The following is a 17,933-nucleotide window of genomic DNA, read 5'->3' as shown; positions in this document are numbered from 1 at the left end:
CCGGATAGAGGGATTATTTTTCGGGCTTCATTTCAGCCACGACAATGCTTGCGCGCAGGTACAGCAGGCCTTGGCCAGAAGTCGTCCAGTTTTCGTCACTGGGGAACACTGAGGAATCCTCGAAGTGAACTGATAGTGACAAGGTCTGATTGACCGCCAGATCAAACGGATCTGCCAAACGGTACTCGTCTGCTGAACGAAGGGCAGCGATGCGTTTGAAGACCACCGGAGCATCAACGGTATTTGCCGTGCCTGCTACCAACTGCACGTCCGTGCCGGAGAAGTTGGAATGCTTGGAGATGGGCACGCGCAGGAACTCCTTGTTGTCATTATCGGCCTGCAAAATAACGCCGGCATCTTTCAACGAGTTGACGATCCCGCGGGCATCGATGCCGTTGGCCTCATCGTCTTCGATGAACTGCTTGGTCACCTCGAAGGAAAGGGCCAGAACGCGACGTTTAAGCTCTCCCGGGAAGGGATTCCCAACATAATTGTTGCGGGTGATTTTCCGCGTGGAGTTGGGCGGGAAGAAGTTGACGACAGCGCCGTTTTTGGTGACTTGCTGGGTATCAAAATAGGTTTTGATGCGCGCGCTGGCGGGGACAATAGCTTTTTTAGAAATTTGGTTACTCATAGTTCGTTGTTAGTTAAAAGGGTTGTAAGTGGGGCCTTTGTGGCCTACTGCTTGTTCCCGCAGGCAGTCCCTAGTCAGCAAGAGCTATGAGAAAAATGGGTTGCCGATTACACCTCCACGGTATCTTCAAATACGGTTTCAATTTGAGAAACGTGTCCGGTTTCGACAGGAAGTTGTACTGGTGGTGTGGGTTGTGGAGTGAGGTTTTGCTCATCCCATAGGTATTCACTTCCTTCCATTAGTCCCTGGGAGGGGGTCCAGTCAGGCATGACGAACTTGATCAGCTCCATCACGCCTTGCACGCCTAGACCCATGGCCAGACCGCGAAGGTGTTTGTTTTTGGTGAACATGGTAAAGGCCATGCCTAGGGTGAGCGGGAGGCCAACACGGGCCGCTTGCTGGACGGTAGCTGAGCTTCCGCCAAGGATAGCGGGTACGGCCAGCCCATTAAGCTGCGCACCAATTGCCTGGCCGCCCACAATATATCCGGCAGTGATAAGCTGCTGCTTAAATTCGCTGACAGCTTTTTCGGTTGTTAGTTGTTTTGCCATAGTTGCAGGTTTTGGGGTTGTTGGGTTTTCGATTACATCCAAGTGAGTTGGATTTTTTGCAAATATTCGTTGGGTCATGGTTGATTTTCTGATAGTTAATTAAGGATGCCGCGTCCGTCAATGTTCAGGTTCGTAATGATGTATACGTCCCCATATTGGAAGACAGGACGTTTGCCGTCGTCGAAATAATGATAATAATGATGGTCGTCTCCTTTCTGGTCGCCCGAGTAGATCACCTTGTCGCTGCTGTACATGATGCGTTCGGCATGACCGATAGAGACGAAGTCAGCATCAACCGGTGGAAACAGTTCGTAGTCGTAGCCGTCGGCCGGGAAATGGTGGAACTCCTGGTACATCTGTTCGGCCTCGCCGCTGGTGTAGGCACCTTTGATCAGTTTCATGCGGGTGGTCGGAAAGGCGAACAGCGTGGTTCCTTCGGCGTCGATAATCATGGCTAGATCCTCATCCTCAGAAAGTATGCGCTGCATAAATCCTTTAGGGTCAATAAACTCCAGTTCACCAACGGAGCCCGCGTACACCAGTGGGTCGCCAAATAAGGTTTTCAGAGGCATGGGGAGAGATTTCGTTGTCTGTTTACTAGATCGATTCGGGCGTATTTTTTCCTCCGATGAACTGTCGCGATAAATACCAACCTCACGCACCCGAACGGTTCCTTCCACGCCGTAGGTAGGCGCAATACGGTTAAGCTCTTCGTACAATTCAGACCGGTCAGTAAACTTGGTTTTCACCAACTCGTTGACCACATCTTGGAGCCGGGTGACCGTGTCCTGGTTGGTGGTGAGATAAGACTGGGCTTGCTCCAATTCTTTTTGGGTTTGCTGGTGGGTAGTCTCCAGTTCTCGCAGCGTCTTCTTGGAACGGTCCAGCTCTGAGGTAATCTGCTCAATGCGAGTCTGGGCCGATTGCTGCCAGCCTTGTTCCAGGGCCAGGAAGAGTCCGGCCAGTTTTTGTTTTATGATCGGCAGCCAGCGCTCCGTTTTGTACATGCCCAGCTGCTGCTTGATCTGGTCGTAGGTAACCTCGCTGCCGTCCGGGCCCGTTTTCTGTTTTTCGGCCTCGATATCTACCTGATAATGGGCGAAAAAGTCAGATTCGTCGGCGATGATATTCCCTCTGTTTCCCGCCAAGCTTCTGCCTGATTGGACCGGCTCGTCCATACTCCAGCCAAATTGGTTATTTAGCTGGTCGCCTGCCATCTGTTTGATGGAACTCCATTTAATCTTATTGTAGAAACTACGATTCGGAGTATTCGGATCAGGAATGAGGTTAAACAGCACCCTCCCGTTGGCGTTATTTTTAGGCACTTCCAAAGCCAGCTCATGGCGGAATCGGGGGATACGTTTGCCGTCGGAAGACAGGTTGTTTTCAATGGTGCCAATTTCTCCGCTGTAGTCCAGCCAGCCGATGCGAATGAGTCCTTGGTCAAGGGCCTGTTGGGCCGAAGCCGGCAGCTCCGAATCTATAAGGGATTGCTCTCGCTGGATAGCCGACTTCATGCGCTCGGAGCGCTTGGTAACATCTTGACTTGCCTGTCCGAGGGAAGACTCCAGGCGCTGGGTTTCGCTAAGCAGGGAGTCAATGTGGGCTTTCAGCACCTTGGTTTGGGCTTTGGACTGGAAAAACTCTTTGACTCGGGGATCGGAATTGGTGGCGGCCACCATCTGCTCGTATTCCAGAGATTCTCCTTCGGCATCGGCGGAGGTTTCCCGGCCGTCGCCAAAGAAGAGCTCATCTATCCAGCTTTGCTTCTTGCTGACAAGCTCCAGGCGGTACTGATCGAAGGAATCTTTCATCAGGTAAAAATGGATATTCACTTTTCTGTGTTGGTTTCCCTGCCGGAGCCCGCGCCCGTTGCGCTGCTGAATTTGTGAGGGCGTGTAAGGCACGTCCATATGATGCAGGTCGGTGGTCCATTTTTGCAGGTTCATTCCTTCGGCGATGGATTGGTTGCCAATCAGCACTCGGTACTTGCCAATGTTGAAATCGTCCTGCACTTCTTTCTTAAGTGCTTCCTTATCATTTGAGGAAGAGACAAAATAGTCTTCTCCTTTGGAGTCGGTGCCAATTATAGAGCCGTTAATGATGGCTATTTCCTTAGCCGGAATGCCTGCTTTCGTCAGTTCCTGCTTTATGAGCTGGTGGTAACTGCCGCCTTTTTGGCCTTCCACGGAGATCCAGTCGCAGAAGATGATCTGGTTGCGAATTGCGGGAGTTATCGGATTCTTGCGCCCGCTATACAACGCTTCGACGATCATCACCGCCCGGTCAAAGGTTTCTTCCATGGGGTCGCTGCCACCCGAGAGCTTTTCGCGTTGCTTCTCGATTTTATTCAACAGGAACTGCTTGCCTACTGGAACCTCGTGGAGATTGCCTTCGGTGGCTTCGATTTCACCGGCCACTTCCCCAAAGTATCCCAGAGATTTGAGCTCTTTAATAAGTTTGTGACGAGGCTGGCCCTCATATGGGTTCGGATTTTCTCTGGCCAGCGGTACTTTTGAAAAGTAATCCCCATAGATGCTTTCTGGGATTCTGCTTGGGGCGGGGTTTTCGCGGAAGGCGTAACTTTCGGCTACGTTGTCCACCAGGGCCCCAAGCTTCAGGAATTTTCCATCTACGCCAGTAAAGCTGTGGTCATAGACGCGCAGGTCGGTCGCAATCTTGCTGCCATCGCCGGTAATCACCAGGAAGTTGTCTTTCGTCTGACACCCGCGCTGGCGCATGCAGTCCAGAATATTATCGGCCCGGAGAATAATGTCGTCAAATAACAATTTGTGAATTTCACTGGGCTCGATGACCTGCTGTTTGGTTTCCGCCTCGGGGCGTCGAAACTTCGGTTTGAGCGCTTGGGGGTTGCCTTGCTCGTCGTTAAGAATATTCCCCAATGCGTCTTTTTGGTAGTCAGGGAACTTCTCATAGAATCCCACCAACTGGTCATAACTTTTGATGTCCATCACCTCGTCGATAATGGAACGCATTTCCGGTAGGTTATAATAGCCGGCCACCACGCGCTCGGTCCGGTATTCGCCGTTGGTCTTTTTGACGATTTTTTCTTCCTCGCGGACAAACTGGTTGATGAAGTTGTCGAGGTTGGCAATCTGGTATTTGTCGAGCAGATCCGGAGCGCACAGGTTGAGCATGTGCCATACCTCCACCGGAGAGTTAACAACCGGCGTGGCCGTCAGAACAAAGACGTTTTTGTAGCCTACTTTCGAAAACAGCCACTTGGTCTTCTGGAGGGCATCTTCGGCTCGTTGGGAAGGTTTGTTAGCCGCAATACCCAGCTTGGCGGCTTTGGCGCTGCCCAGCGCATTCTTGTAGAAGTGGGCTTCGTCAAAGAAGAGGGCGTCCACGCCGAGCTCATCAAAAAAGGTATCGGTGTCCAGACGTTTGGCACTTGCTACATTGCGGAGCTTGGCCTCCCATTCTTCTTTCATCTTCTCCAGGCGCGTAACCATCGACTTCTTAGCCGTGGAGCTGAGAGCATCGTCTTCTTCGATAAGCTCGTCGAAGTTTTCGATCATCTGATCAAAGTATTCCACGCGCTCGCTGTACATATTCTGCTGCACCGATGGAGAAAGAGGCAGGCTCTTGAACGCATGGTCAGCAATAAAGATCGCATCCCAGTTATAAAGCTGGGCCATAGTGAGTTCCTTATGGCGTTCGGAGCCGCTCATTTTCATGTTGAGAATCTTGGCCTCCGGGAACAGCATCGCGTATTCCTCGACCCACTTTTCCTGAACCTTTCCAGGTACTACGAACATGGGCTTGTTGCAGGCGCCCTGCTGCAACAGCACTTGGGAAGTGATAATAGAAGAAAGCGTTTTTCCGGCGCCGACGTCGTGGCAGTTGGCGCCGCGTCCGTTCCAAACCAGTTTCTCGGCGACCGCGCGGTTGTGTTTGTACACCGCAAAATCTTTGACGCCATAGAAGGTGTCCGACATCCCGCGCACGCGAAGGGTGCTCCCATCGAACTGAGGATTGATATGAGCGTTATACTCATGGTTATATGCTCCCTCGATGAGTTCGCGGATTTCCGTGGAGGCTTTGGTGCGTACCCATTGGTTGAACTTTTGGGGCACGCGCGTGAGCATCTGGTCGTTATGGGTGCGCTGTTTGGCGCGGGAACGCTCGATCAAAGCTGTAAAGCCTTTTTCTTCGGCTCGTTTGAGCGTCATATTCGGGAGCACGTTGTCGTCCTCGTCGTAGAAGACCAACGGGAAACTGGAATCCTGGATATAGTTGTTAATGATCTTGCTAAACGGCGTCTCGCCCCAACCTTGGTTCCAGTCGTCGGCCGTTTCCTCACCACCTTTGATATACCGCCCGCCTTTGCGGAGTTTCATATAGAAGCGGTTACCGAGCTCGGCTTTGTCTTTGACGAGGCCGATATGTACGTCCCGGTAGCCCAGTTCATCTTTTATCCACTGGGTAAGGACTTTTGTTGGCAAGTAGGTGAAAATGTGGCGCGGATCGACGGTAATGCTGTAGGCATCAATCCAATCGGGGAGAACTGCCTTCAGGGCCTCGGTATTTTTTTCCAGCTGGTTGTCTTCGGCCAGCTCTAATTTACGGCGAACATTACCGGCCAGATATTGATAACGAAATTCGTAACTGTTGGTCTCGGGATTGTAGAAGAAATCTGGGTGCTGCTTAATGGCTTTGAGTAGATCGGCACGACTGGCGGTTCCGCCTTTATAGGTGGACTGGTAGAAATCCAGGCTCAACTCTTCGCCGATGGAGCGGCCATACATGGCAATTTCGGCCAAGTCATCGGAGTCGGAGACCGCAGGCACGTAATTGCGGTTGAATAGGGAATCCGCATCGATGATATCAGCGTAAACCAGGTCTCCGCTGATGGGATCGCGCTTCACAAAGGTCGTCAGTTTATACAACCGGTTGTCGTAGCGGAATATCTCGCGGATATCCTCGTCTTCATCAGGAATCCCGTAGGTGTCGATGTGGCTTTTGAGTAACTCTTTAAACTCCTGGCGTAGCGGCTCTTTCTGCTCGTTGTCTTGGGCCAGCGCCGTTACAAAATCATCGTATGTATCCAGCATTTGGCAGGCCGAGCTTATCTTGGCGCGAAGGCCGTCACTCGCTTTATCCGATCCACCTACGGTAACAGGTTTGAAATAATGGCGCTGTTTTTCGTAGAATTTCTCCCCGTGCCAGACAATATTCCCGGCGTGATAATCGCGGGTCGTCTCCAGGCGCACGCCCTCATCGGGGATCCGGTAGAACGGCCTCTTTCCCGGAAGGGGGTACGGGAAGCGAAGATCATCTCCGAGAACCTTACTGGTCAAAGCCTCATCAACTTGACCTTTTACGCCCATACGAGTGAGAAACTGCATGTCGTGGCCTTGGATGTGCTCGCCTAATACCTGCTCGGGATATTTCTGGTAATACGGGTTATAATAGGCCCCGTAGGATTCGCCGTTATGTTCGGTGATGTTGACAGCAAGTTCCTTATAGGCAAAGAGCTGATTTAATTCGCTACTTACGTCAGGATGAGTTTCGCCGTCAACATCCGGATATTTTTGAAAGAGAATCAGATCCGTTGTAACCAGCGTATCGGCATTGTCTTTGAATGCGGTGGACGGGAGCCGGTAAGCACCTACAAATCGGGCCCGCTGGACCATGGCCTGTCGGATGGCCGGATCCTTCTTGTCCATCGTACCGACCGAAGTAATAACCGCCAAAAATCCGCCGGGCTGAAGGGCGTCCAGGGATTTCAGGATAAAGTAATCGTGGATGCGTGGATTTAGGGAAGCCAGCGGATCCCGTTGGGTATGAATTTTGATATCTCCAAAGGGGACATTGCCTATGGCTCCGGTAAGGTTGTATAGCGAGAGGTCGGTCTGGGCAAAATTTTCGTGGCGGACCAGCTGGCTTGGATGCAGCAGCTGGGCAATGCGAGAACTTACTGCCGAACGCTCAACCATCAGCATGCGATAGGTCTGGCGGTTGGGAAGGAAGCCTGCAAAATTGCCTATCCCGGCCCCGGGTTCTAAGATGTTTCCGCTGTCCACGCCCATGGCCTGGAGTTTATCCCAGATGAGTTTGACTAACGGGTAAGAGGTATAATGTTCGTTGAGCAGGCCACGCTCGGTTCCGGTTGCGTCCTCACCGTACCCAAGGCCACCGGCGCCAGTGTAATGGCGAACAATATCCAAGTCGGATTCTGTAATCGCGCGATCTTCTTTTTCCAAAACAGCCAAGGCCGCTTCGTTGGCTTTTCGGCGCTCGGATTTCGAGAGTTTGATAGGCTGAAAATTCTTCAGATCGAGGCCAGAAAAATGGCTTTCAAATCCCGATTCTCCCGCGCGATCTTCGGTAGGTTGGTATGATGGATCGTCTTCTTTTTCAGGGGGTTTCGCTTCCTGTTGGGCCGAAAATATCTCGTCGAAATCGACGCCGATGACTTGCCCGTGCCCCCGAAACAATTCCAATGCCTGCTCGCGGTGCTCGTTGGGAAACCTGTCGAAAGAAAAAGCCAGAGCCAGTTTCTTTACGGTTTCAATAAAGGAGTCTTGGAGCGCCTGCAGCTGGTTCGAAGGATTCTCGCGGGTCGTCAATTCGCTGGTTAGTTTTTCTGGATTTCCAAGAAGGGAGTCGATCGCACTGGCTGCCTGCTCATCACCTTGATCAGCTTGCCAGGCAAGGTCGGTAAGCTCGTGCATGCGCCGGGTGTTAAGCTGTCCGTTTTTGTACGGCGAGTGAGCGGCGCTTGCAATTTGTGCCATACGCTGGGTTTTTACTTGTATCTCGACCGGAATATCACCGGCGGTGCCAGCCATCACGATAAAATGGTGGGCGCGGTAGCCACCAACAGGTTCGGCGTATTTGTCTTCATGCTCAAAAACTTCTCCGATTACTCCGGAAGAAATTTGGTTGACTACTTGATCCAGATCGGCTTGACCCGCCAGCACGATCATGCACCCTGCCATATCGGTCAGGCCCTGGGTGTAGAGCTCACCAGAATTAGCCTGCTTGATATCGGACTTAATACGCTTGCGACGGAGTTTATTGATGACCGAGTACGGGGATTTGACCCGGCCTTTGACCGTGGCTTCCGGTTGCAGGTCTTTGAGCTTGCTGGTTACCTCGTCCAAGGCTTGCTGGTAGTCGCCTCGCAATTCGATCAGCTGTTTGATTTCGTCGGTAAGCTTGGTTTCTTCGACCGTATCGGTGTCGCCAGCCCGTTGTGGGTTGGGATCGTCGGCGTTGGCGATCCCGTCCCCATCAAAGTCGCCAAAAATGCCGGGATAGTCCTCAGTTGTAATGTCTTCAAAAGGAGTAACAGTCGGATTGTCTCGCATGGGGTTAGCCTAATACTTTGGTTAGGAAGGCGTCCAGTTTAGCCTGACTTTCTTTGGCCGCTTCAATGTCTACTTGTTGCTGAGGTTTGTTAACCGATGAAGTGCTTTTTTTCGTTGATTTTTCTTTTAGCTCGTCAGAAGCAGATTTGGGTTTAGCAGCTGGTTTCTTCTTGGCCTTTGGCGCAGGTGAGTTGGTCGCAGTAGATTTTTCTTTTTTGCCAAGCGCGCGTTCCTGGCGTTTGTACTCTTTGGCGCCTAGCACGACTTTCGCGTGGTCCTGCTTATAAATTCGGATCTCCAGGTCGCCATATTTGTTGACCAGTTTTTTCCAGCACGCTTTGAGCCCGCCCCCTTTGCCTTCCGTGCAGGCTTGGTACTCCAGGTGCCCGTCCAGCAACAGATCCATGATATACCGCTTCTTGGGATAGTCGGCTGTGTATCGAATCGACAGGTGGGCATTTTCGGATTCCCCCGAATGCTTGGGCGCGTAACATGGCATTTTGCTTCCAAACATGGAGTTGATGCGTTTCCAGGATCGAATCTTGTGAAGCTTGTTGATCTCTTTTAGGGTAATCTTAAAAGGGGTATCCACAGGATTCTCGCGGGTGTCTGGGTTGCTTTCTTCTTTGGTGGTAGATTTGGCTGGTGTCACCTCGCGATCTTGGGCCGTAAAGGGGACGGCAATAGCGGTCAGTTCGCGGTAGCGGTTTTTTTCGGTTTCAGCGCCACCTTCCTTGGTGACTTTAATCTCAATATCACACTCATGGGCAATACTGGTGTTGCCTTTGTATTGCCCGTCCTTGGTGGCATGGGAAACCATGACAAACATGATCCCATTTTCGCGGCACCACTGGGCCAGCTCGACCGTTTCCTTGGCGTTGGCATCAATCACCGAAATGGAATCGAGGATGCAGGCGAAGGACCGGTTCTTGAGCAGAATTTCTTTGAGGGCCTGAATCGATTTCCATTTGGTGAAATTCAGGTTCCGGTGGGTAGCTCCCAGGCGTTTTACGCGGTCGACCAGGGTTTTCCCAAAATGTTCTTCGGCGGGGATATATTCGATGCGGCCATGTTCGGCTAAGGCGTCAGCGAGTCCCAGGCTCATCGTTGATTTACCGGCTCCTTTTTCACCCCAGATAAAAATGACGGCATTCTTCTCGGGTTCGCCGAGCAGCCGCCCGTAGGGTTGTGCTACTCGAATGCCTTTGATATTCAGTTTTGCAAGCTGCTGGGCAGTCATGGATTCCATATTAATGTCGTTTCGTTCGTTTGATTGCGATTCCAATTCCAATAAGGGCGATAGTCCCTATTACAAGGAGAGCTGGTTTGGGTAAGGCCCCTTTTGTTGGCACTTGTAGGGATTGTTGGGTAATGCCGAGCCTTTTGAGTAATATTTCATCAGCTGTTCCACTCGGTGGTAGTCCCAATTTTTGTTGGGCTCGGGTGACGGCTGCCTGCGTTTCCGGGCCAAAGATGCCGTCGACGCCATATTCGGGAAGCCCGATACCAAGGGCTTTCAGTGCTGATTGCAGGTGCATAACCTGGGGACCTTTGTCGCCTATGCTAAGAGTCATGTTGAAGATCGTTTTCTGTTATATAGGGAAAGGCCGGCCACACCAATGGCAATACCGGCCGAGAGAACACCTGCATATTTTAGTGCAGCTACGGGTTTGCTTTTGGCTACTGTATCTTCCAGGCCAATCATATCGCTTACCGCCTGCAGATCGACGTGCTCGAAATACTGGTTGATGACGTCGGCGTTTCGGGTGAACACTCCCTGGAAGGAGCGGCTGTCTTTGGTCAGATCAGCCAGGACAAGGGCCGTGGTAGCGGCTTGTCCTTTTCGTCCGCTAAGGGCGCGGTCGGCCAGGCCGATTGCTTTTTTAAAAGCGTTTCGACTGGTTTGGCGAAGGTAACTGCTGAGATCACCCATTCCGTCATCAACGATCTGGTAGTCTCGGCCTTCAATAAGCTCATCCATTGGGCTCCTCCTGTTTCTTGTTGCGCCCGGCCAACTGCTTTACGCTGTCTCGAAGGCCGGGCATGAGGGGAGCCAAGAAATACGCACCAGCGCCAATACCAATCAGCCATAAGGCTTTGGTGAGTGTACTGTTGACGCCGCTGAATGCACCCACTGGGTCCGGAAGGTTGAGTTCATACCACGACTCGGTGGGCTGGGCATACACTCCGCTTTGTTGGCCTTCCTGGATATCCAGATCAAGGGTCATCACGTTCGAGGAGGCGAGTGGCTTGGCCTGTGAGATATTTGCCTCCGTAACATTGCTGTAGTGAAGCTCAAAAATGACGGGATGATTTCGGTCCGGTCGAAACGAGCGCCCAAAAACCAGGCGGGCTTGGCCGCGACAGCCGTCCCACATGCTGGTAACAATACGGGATATTGCTAAGACCGATCGGTTTTGAGGATCCAGGGCTACGACTACCACATCCGGGCAAACGACAAAAAGGAACGAGTTCCAAAAGGTGCGGTAGATATCGACCTCCACATCCACTGAAAACGGTACTCCGGATTTCGGCAGCCCGCGCTCGGGGTGACGTCCGATGATACGAAGTTCTCCGGCCTCCGAGCTTATGATATTGCCGGATATGGCCGCCGAGCCTAAGCTGTTGTCACTATAATTAGAATGGCTCACTGGTTACCTCCTTCGTGTTATGATTCGCAGTGCCAGGTATCCACCGGCGATCCATCCCAGCGTAGACTTGTTTCGATCAAACCACGCGCGAATGCCTTTGGTGGGATCCTCTTCGGCCAGGCGCCCGCAGAGGGTTTGCTTGGGTTGATCCGTTACTTCCGCACCCTTCGCTACTTCTTGCAACTGGACGGTTGGTTGCAGGTATACGGTTTCTTGCGAAGTCGTTGGATTGGGATACCGCCCGTTGGGAATATGTCCGTCAATAAAGTGAGAGATCCCAACCGGCTGGTTTGTTGTTTGGATAGCTTCGGTCATATTAGGATTTCTTTTTTAACAGAGTGTACATAATACCTCCGCCTACGACGACAACACCGCCAATAAGCAGGAGGGAGGTCATATTTCCATTTGACTTCTGGGCTTGCATTAGCGCCATCTGTTGCTCAGGAGTAAGGCCAGTGCCCCCAGATTGGGATTTTCCGCCATTAATAACTCCATCCACAGTTACGGCGGTATCGGCCGCTGTGGTTAAAAAGCTGGACAGGTCATTGAGGATACTGCCAAACTTGGTTTTCTTTGAGGTGCTGGTTGTGGATCCCACGGGAGGGAGGAAACTGTTTGTGTAGTTAAACGGCTGGGTCGTTTGCAAAAAGTCTAACTGATCGTAGGAGCTGCTGTTCATAGGGATTGGGATATGCTTATTGGGATTTCAATTTTTTCTTTTTGGCGATAAACATGATGGCGGCTCCCAGAATGGCAACCCCGCCCACCGCTGCGCCCGCAATCATTGCCGTACTTGCGGTCTCTTGTTTGGCAGCCGTATCGGTGACGTTATGCTGTAAGGCCGTCATGAGCTGCTGCTTTTCCTGTTCGATTTTCTTCTTTTCGGCTAGCTTGCGCTCGTGGGCTTTGCAGAGGGCTTGTGATTTTTCGCGCTTGCGCCTGCAGCTTTTGAGCTTTCCGAACATTTTGCCCTTGCAGCTTTGGTTGGCATATCGGCAGGGATCATCTTCTTCCCAACCTTCCAATCCACCGTCTGGAAGCTGGCTCGATATGATCAATTGATCAGTTTCGGGTTGTATAGCAACGGGTTGCAGATAAGAACTACTCATAAACAATTGTTAATGGTTGAGGGCCCAGTAGCTGATCCCGCCAAGCGTAAGTAGCCCGGCTGAGAGTCCGCCGTACAGGAGCCATTTTTTGTTTCGGGATTGTTGTTGGCTGGCCAGGAAGCTGTTGTCCAGGCTTCCAAATTTGTTCAAGTAATCAACGGCCGGTTGCCCATGCTCTTGGATAACCATAGCGTACTGCTGGAGGATGGTGTTATCCTTTTGGGAAAATGAAATCACGTCCGAACGAACTCCTCGGGCCATTAGGTAATCCCGCCATTGTCTGCGCTGGGTACGTTCGCCCTTATCTTTGGCGCCAAACCATTTGGAAAACAGCGGTTTCATGGTGACGCCCATTTGCAGTGCTGACGAAGCAGCAGCGGTGAGGGTAACGGGGTCAATGCCTAATCCATCCGGCATCCGGTTGGGCAAATGCTTGGACTTTTTGATCAGTCGCTCATCAAAGGTAAAACCGGGATATTTAGCGACGGTGGTATCAAAAGATTTCCACCCTTCTGGTGATCGGAAGACGGTATAAATATGATCGTAGGTTCGCCCCGTTCGGCTCACAATGCGAAAGCCGGTTTGGATGCCCAGGCTTTGCAGCAGGGCCGCCGACAGGATCGCGTGGTCGTCGCAATCCCCGGCTTGTTGCCGAATGGTGACATCGGGGGATTGGATCCGCTCGATATTCCATGGGTCCCGCACGTAGTTGATATTTTTCGTTATCCACTTGTAAATGGCACCCGCAATTTGATCTACATTACGTAGATCAGGAAGACCGGTGTTAATATTCCTGGGAACCTTGCGGGTAATTTTTAGCGCTAGTCCGCGGATATCCTCGCGTCCGGTATAGGTGGTAACCAGCTTCGAGGCCAATTCCAGGACGCCTTCGATTCCCGGGTATTGCTTGCGCTGGGCAATAATAGAGGCGGCAGCATCTCCTTGGGGGGAGCCTGCTGCCGCCTTAGTGCTCGTCACTGAACCATGGGTCGTGACTGCGTTGCGGGAAGTTGGTATGGGATAGCTGCTACTCAATAGTTGGTGATATCGTTGATATGGGTATGATTACCGGCTGGATTTGACGAGCTTCTGCAACTCAGCGATGACATCGGTGAGCAGTCGCTGGACCTGCGGGCTGACACTGGTGCTCGTAAAGCTTAGCAGTTGGTTGCAAGCGAAAGGGGCAGGGATATAGCAAAGCGTATTAGCGTGTTGCCCTAATCCATCCACAAGGGGATATATTGTTTTTGCAATGCGTTCGGCTCCTATATCCCTGCTTATCGCTTCCACAGAAAGTATCTTTGCCATCTGGACCCAATCGGCCATAGTAATGGGATTCCCGCCCTGTTGCATTAAGGCCAGCTGCGAGGTTATGCGCTTGGCATAGCAGGCGTATCCGCAAGGTTGACCCGCCAGGTATTCCAAGGCTATTTTCAAGAGGGTTAGTTGTCCGGGATTCATCGTGGTCGTTACAGGCTAATGGTTGGTTCGGCGTGGCCGTTGGTATGGGGCGGGTTAAACATGCCGTTTAGAGTGGCTGGGGTTTCAAAATCGTCGGATTCCTCTGAGTTCTCCTCGGAGGGAAGGTGCCGAGGAGTTGCCTCCCCGGCACCTTTGGGTTGGCTCGCCTCGTCGGTAGAGGGGCTATGGGGTTGTTGGGGTAGCGAGCCAGAAGTGGGTCGTAGTTGGTGTTTGAGCGATTCGGCCATGGCCTTGGCCTGCTCTTCACTGATATCCGGAGTGCCAGTCGGCATATTCATTTGTTGATTTCTTGCTCCCTGACCGGCAAACAGTTGGGAGATCACGGTAAAAAACATTGGGGCATTTTCTTCCAGCATATCCAGCATGCGGCTTCCGGCATCGCGGCCGCCGGCTCGTTGTTCCATTTCCATGCGGAATTTCAGCTTTTCCAGTTCTCCGAGCTCTTTTTCGAGGGCCTTGAGGTTACTTCGTTGAATTTCTTTGAGGCGGTCAATTTCGTTGCGGTGGGATTCCTTGAGGTCGCCCAGCTCTTTCTGGTGAGTGAGCAGAGTGGCTGTTTTGTCCTCGGAGAGCTGTCGCTTTAGCCCCATGATTTCATCGACGAGCTGGCGAATCTTGCGATCGGCGTCATGCAGCTCACCTTCCAGGCGGAGGGCTCGTTGCTGGTAGTAGTTTTCGTGAGCGGTTCTGCTGTCTACGGCCGGTTCGTTGGCTTGAGTTTCTGGCTGCTCGCTGGCCCCGTCAATGCGAAAACCGATCACAATATCTTCGTCAATGCCGGTGTGGAGTGAATACAGGCCTGATTCCAACTTAAAAATGGCTTTCACTACGTTGAAAGGCTGCCGAAAATTAAAGGGGAGCTCCTTCTCTACTTGCTGGAGCCCGTCAGTGGTGCCGGTAATCCGGCCAAAGATCGGCAGGCCCTGCTCCAGCTCTTGCAGGCAGGTGGCATAGTCTCGCTCTTGGGTCTCGTTCGGCAACTTTTCCAGCGTTTCAGGCATCGACTTAGCGTTGGTTAGCGTAATGCAATAGCATCACTGTGGTCAGTAACTGATGCTAACGTAACACTAATTCAAATCAGGGAAAATACCCCGGGATGGGCTGGAACAGGGTGTAATAGGGTGTTATAGAATGGGACAGATTGGGACAAGTTTAAAATAGATGTGATTGATGAATGAGTTATATCGAAGAAGCTTGCAAGTTCAGATTTCTCGATGTTCTCACTTACTTTTATCCAGACTTTAACTCACATTAACTCGCAAGGAAGAGTTGTCTTACTCCTTATCAGGAACTATAAAGTGGTAAAATTTGTATATATAACAGAAAACACCACTATATAGTGGTTATATACTTGAATTTGGGTTGGCATATTTATTATCTTAACAGTGAAACACTGAAACTAAGATAGAATGTCAACAAATCCCGAAGAAGTACAGCAATTTTTAACACGACTGAAAGGCCTTACGCATGGTTTCGATATTATCTATCTCGATAATCGACCTAAAAACTCACAAACGCTAGCGGACTTAGAAATCACAGGTCGTGAAAGAGATGAACATATCAGAGATCTTGAAGTTGAGAATTATTCCGAAGGCCCACTACCCGAAGAGTTTCATGGGGGCAAAGAAGAGATGTGGGTCTTCGGGAAAGTGATCAAGGGTAATGAAGTATACATTAAAATTACTCTCGGTGAGTTCAATAGTAATGTGATTTGTATTTCATTTCACATTGCTGAACACAAAATGAATTATCCACACAAATAAGGGTGTAGGCTATGAAAAGTCCAATTACAGGAGGAGAAGTAAAAATACAAACGTACCTCGAAGAATTAGAATTTCGAGGAGAAAACTTTGATATCGTTTACCACAACTATAAATGTGTAGATACAGGTGAAGAATTTACTACTTCCAAGCTTGATGATTTAAACTTAAGTCAACTCCACAACAAGTATAGAGCCAAACACAAAATCCCATTTCCAGAAGACATTCAATCAATACGTAACAAATATGGAGTATCCCAAAATAAAATGTCTCTCATCTTAGGTTTTGGGAAAAATACGTATCGGAAATATGAACACGGAGATATACCCTCACTTTCAAATGCCAAATTGATTAAGATTGCGAAAGATCCAGAGGAGTTTATAAAATTGGTAGAAGATTGTGATGAGTTAAAGGATTCTGAGCAAAAAGATATTATAGAACGAGCAGAACAAGAGTTAGACGGCAAAGAATCAAAGATTTTCTTTGGAGTTTATCATTGGCTATTTAATAAATATTCAGAACCAAGTGAGCTTAACGGCTTTACTAAACCTTCGTTAGATAAGTTTATTAATATGGTCAAATTCTTTGCCTCAGAACGTGGTCAAGAGCCATATAAAACAAAACTAAACAAACTGCTATTCTATTCTGACTTCTTGCATTACAAAAAGCATGGCAGGTCAATTAGTGGGGTGAATTATAGAGCAATCACTTTGGGACCAGTACCAAATAGGTATGACTCTTTATTTGATCTTGGCGTTGATCGAGATGAGTTTTCAATTGAATACATTAAATACCCAAACTATGATAATCCCGCAGAGAAATTTATAAGCCAAAAACCAGTTGATAATGACATTATTGGGGATAAAGAAATTGAAACACTTCAATATATTAAAGACAAGCTAGGAAGTTTAGATACCCAAACATTAGTTGATATGTCACACGAAGAAGAAGCTTGGAAAAAATATCAGAATAGCAATGAAGCAATCAATTACGAAAATGCTTTTAAACTTAAATATCCCGGATGACTAAACGTAACAGAATATAAATAAGAAGCCCAGCCACGGGTGCAACCGGGCTGGGCTTCAGAAACAAATTTCAGCAGGATAACTGATTATGGTACTACTGCTGATTATATGTACCCACGAGAGGAGACTCATGGGATTTTTTGGTTGTTAGGCCAAATCCTTTCTCTCCGTCTCGTGCATTAATTAGAATACTTAATTGCTAAGAACTAATTAGTACAAGACGGACCCATTTGCATACATAAACAGGTATTAGTTGTAATTGTTCCTTGTTCATACTTAATCCTTTCAATGGACAATTACAAACCCAATATCAATTGGAAGCAAAGTATACTGTTTAAAAGGCATAATGTAAACCTTTCTTGTATGAATAGTTACTAGCACAAACCAAGTAGTTATGAACTATATAACTTTATATACATACAAAGAAGGTGAACTAAAACCCAAACGAACAAAAGTACCTGGAGGGAAAAAATTAAAGGATCTACCTGACGATCCTGATAGTTGTCACATTTTCCATTGTGAAAAAGACTGTGGGGACGATCACAATTTAGCTAAGTTAGATCCAGACTTAACAGTCAATGAAATAGGTTTCAATGAACGGGACTCGGTCCTGTTTCATAAGTGTAAGACCGTTGAAGTGACTGTAAAGTTCAATGGTGAAAAAAAATCGAGAAGATTCCCGGTGTTCAAACCGGCCAGAGATGTTTTAAAGTTTTCTCTCAATAAATTCAATATTGATGAGAATGAAGATATGGCCCTGGCACCTAAAGAAGGGGTTAGGGAGGCTATAAATTTAGAAATCCCAATTGGTTGTTATACCTCCGGGCAAACTTGTGAGGTTACGCTCTATCTAGTTACTGAAGAATTCATCCAGGGGTTTAACCACCCGGGAGTAGATATGTTATCAAAACATATCGAAGATCCACTTTTTCAACTCGGAATTGATAAAGAAAAGTGGGGAATTGTTGGTTCAAAAGCTGATATAGAATCAAATTGGCCAAAACTAATTGTCTGGATTAAACCCGCACAAAAGAAAGGTGGTCCTGAGAAATATTATTTGCGGTTCGATCTCTCAGGTTATCCAGAGAAAGCGCCATCTGCGACACTATGGGATGTAGAGGATGATAAAAAGTTATCCTTTGACAGTTGGCCTAATGGTCGTAATCGATGGGTAAACTCTGTTTTTAAACAGAACTGGAAAAATGGGGACTGCTTATATCTCCCATGTGATAGAAAATCATGTGAAGGATCCCATCGCCGGGACTGGAAGAAGAAACATCCACATCTCATGTGGGCCACTGGTGAAGATACCCTTTACAAGTATGTTTCTTATGTCCACAAAGTTCTGAACTCAAAGGACTATAAAAATGCGTAGACCACT

The 17,933-nt window shown here is 49.3% G+C and carries 16 protein-coding genes; 3 read left to right on the top strand and 13 right to left on the bottom strand.

What is annotated here, in order from left to right; translation table 11 throughout:
- Window positions 1-13: 13 nt before the first annotated feature.
- The 13 genes from ACQ76V_RS10395 to ACQ76V_RS10335 form a co-directional block, all read right to left on the bottom strand.
- The gene (locus ACQ76V_RS10395; RefSeq protein ID WP_441000433.1) at window positions 14-634 is read right to left on the bottom strand and encodes a hypothetical protein; all 621 of its coding nucleotides are present in this window, start codon (window positions 632-634) and stop codon (window positions 14-16) included.
- Window positions 635-741: 107 nt separating this feature from the next.
- Window positions 742-1,263 carry a hypothetical protein gene (locus tag ACQ76V_RS10390; protein ID WP_441000432.1) on the bottom strand — a complete coding sequence of 174 codons (522 nt, stop codon included), beginning with the start codon at window positions 1,261-1,263 and terminating at the stop codon, window positions 742-744.
- A 17-nt stretch (window positions 1,264-1,280) separates the two neighbouring features.
- Entirely contained in the window at window positions 1,281-8,525 is a 7,245-nt protein-coding gene (locus ACQ76V_RS10385) for a helicase-related protein (protein WP_441000431.1), read from the bottom strand.
- Window positions 8,526-8,529: 4 nt separating this feature from the next.
- A complete protein-coding gene (locus ACQ76V_RS10380) occupies window positions 8,530-9,774 on the bottom strand; it encodes a hypothetical protein (protein WP_441000430.1) in 1,245 nt (414 codons plus the stop codon).
- Between the two features lies 1 nt (window position 9,775).
- Complete coding sequence (locus ACQ76V_RS10375) at window positions 9,776-10,099, bottom strand: peptidoglycan-binding domain-containing protein (protein WP_441000429.1); 324 nt, start codon at window positions 10,097-10,099, stop codon at window positions 9,776-9,778.
- Window positions 10,096-10,506 (bottom strand): hypothetical protein, encoded by a 411-nt coding sequence (locus ACQ76V_RS10370; protein ID WP_441000428.1) that lies wholly within the window; start codon window positions 10,504-10,506, stop codon window positions 10,096-10,098. Before ACQ76V_RS10370 ends, ACQ76V_RS10375 begins: the two co-directional genes overlap by 4 nt.
- Window positions 10,499-11,176 carry a hypothetical protein gene (locus ACQ76V_RS10365; RefSeq protein ID WP_441000427.1) on the bottom strand — a complete coding sequence of 226 codons (678 nt, stop codon included), beginning with the start codon at window positions 11,174-11,176 and terminating at the stop codon, window positions 10,499-10,501. Before ACQ76V_RS10365 ends, ACQ76V_RS10370 begins: the two co-directional genes overlap by 8 nt.
- Window positions 11,177-11,179: 3 nt before the next feature.
- Complete coding sequence (locus tag ACQ76V_RS10360; protein ID WP_441000426.1) at window positions 11,180-11,491, bottom strand: hypothetical protein; 312 nt, start codon at window positions 11,489-11,491, stop codon at window positions 11,180-11,182.
- Between the two features lies 1 nt (window position 11,492).
- Window positions 11,493-11,855: a hypothetical protein gene (locus ACQ76V_RS10355; protein ID WP_441000425.1), complete on the bottom strand. Its 363-nt coding sequence runs from the start codon at window positions 11,853-11,855 to the stop codon at window positions 11,493-11,495.
- 16 nt (window positions 11,856-11,871) lie between these two features.
- Window positions 11,872-12,285, bottom strand: a complete 414-nt coding sequence (locus ACQ76V_RS10350; protein ID WP_441000424.1) for a hypothetical protein — start codon at window positions 12,283-12,285, stop codon at window positions 11,872-11,874.
- 9 nt (window positions 12,286-12,294) lie between these two features.
- Window positions 12,295-13,320, bottom strand: coding sequence for a transglutaminase-like domain-containing protein (locus ACQ76V_RS10345; RefSeq protein ID WP_441000423.1), 1,026 nt, complete (start codon window positions 13,318-13,320; stop codon window positions 12,295-12,297).
- Between the two features lie 30 nt (window positions 13,321-13,350).
- Window positions 13,351-13,746 carry a hypothetical protein gene (locus ACQ76V_RS10340; RefSeq protein ID WP_441000422.1) on the bottom strand — a complete coding sequence of 132 codons (396 nt, stop codon included), beginning with the start codon at window positions 13,744-13,746 and terminating at the stop codon, window positions 13,351-13,353.
- An 8-nt stretch (window positions 13,747-13,754) separates the two neighbouring features.
- On the bottom strand, window positions 13,755-14,768 hold the full coding sequence (locus ACQ76V_RS10335; RefSeq protein WP_441000421.1) for a hypothetical protein: 1,014 nt from the start codon (window positions 14,766-14,768) through the stop codon (window positions 13,755-13,757).
- 408 nt (window positions 14,769-15,176) lie between these two features.
- Here ACQ76V_RS10335 and ACQ76V_RS10330 point away from each other — a divergent pair, with 408 nt between their 5' ends.
- The 3 genes from ACQ76V_RS10330 to ACQ76V_RS10320 all read left to right on the top strand — a co-directional run bounded on the left by ACQ76V_RS10330 (window position 15,177) and on the right by ACQ76V_RS10320 (window position 17,927).
- A complete protein-coding gene (locus tag ACQ76V_RS10330) occupies window positions 15,177-15,530 on the top strand; it encodes a toxin (protein ID WP_441000420.1) in 354 nt (117 codons plus the stop codon).
- Between the two features lie 11 nt (window positions 15,531-15,541).
- Window positions 15,542-16,552 (top strand): type II TA system antitoxin MqsA family protein, encoded by a 1,011-nt coding sequence (locus ACQ76V_RS10325; protein WP_441000419.1) that lies wholly within the window; start codon window positions 15,542-15,544, stop codon window positions 16,550-16,552.
- Between the two features lie 394 nt (window positions 16,553-16,946).
- The gene (locus ACQ76V_RS10320; RefSeq protein WP_441000418.1) at window positions 16,947-17,927 is read left to right on the top strand and encodes a DUF7665 family protein; all 981 of its coding nucleotides are present in this window, start codon (window positions 16,947-16,949) and stop codon (window positions 17,925-17,927) included.
- Window positions 17,928-17,933: the final 6 nt, after the last annotated feature.

It is taken from the genome of Fodinibius sp. SL11 (assembly GCF_052060035.1).
In the GTDB taxonomy this organism is placed as follows: Bacteria; Bacteroidota; Rhodothermia; order Balneolales; family Balneolaceae; genus Fodinibius.
Note: the sequence above shows the minus strand (reverse complement) of the source record. Positions and strands in the feature narration are given on the sequence as shown.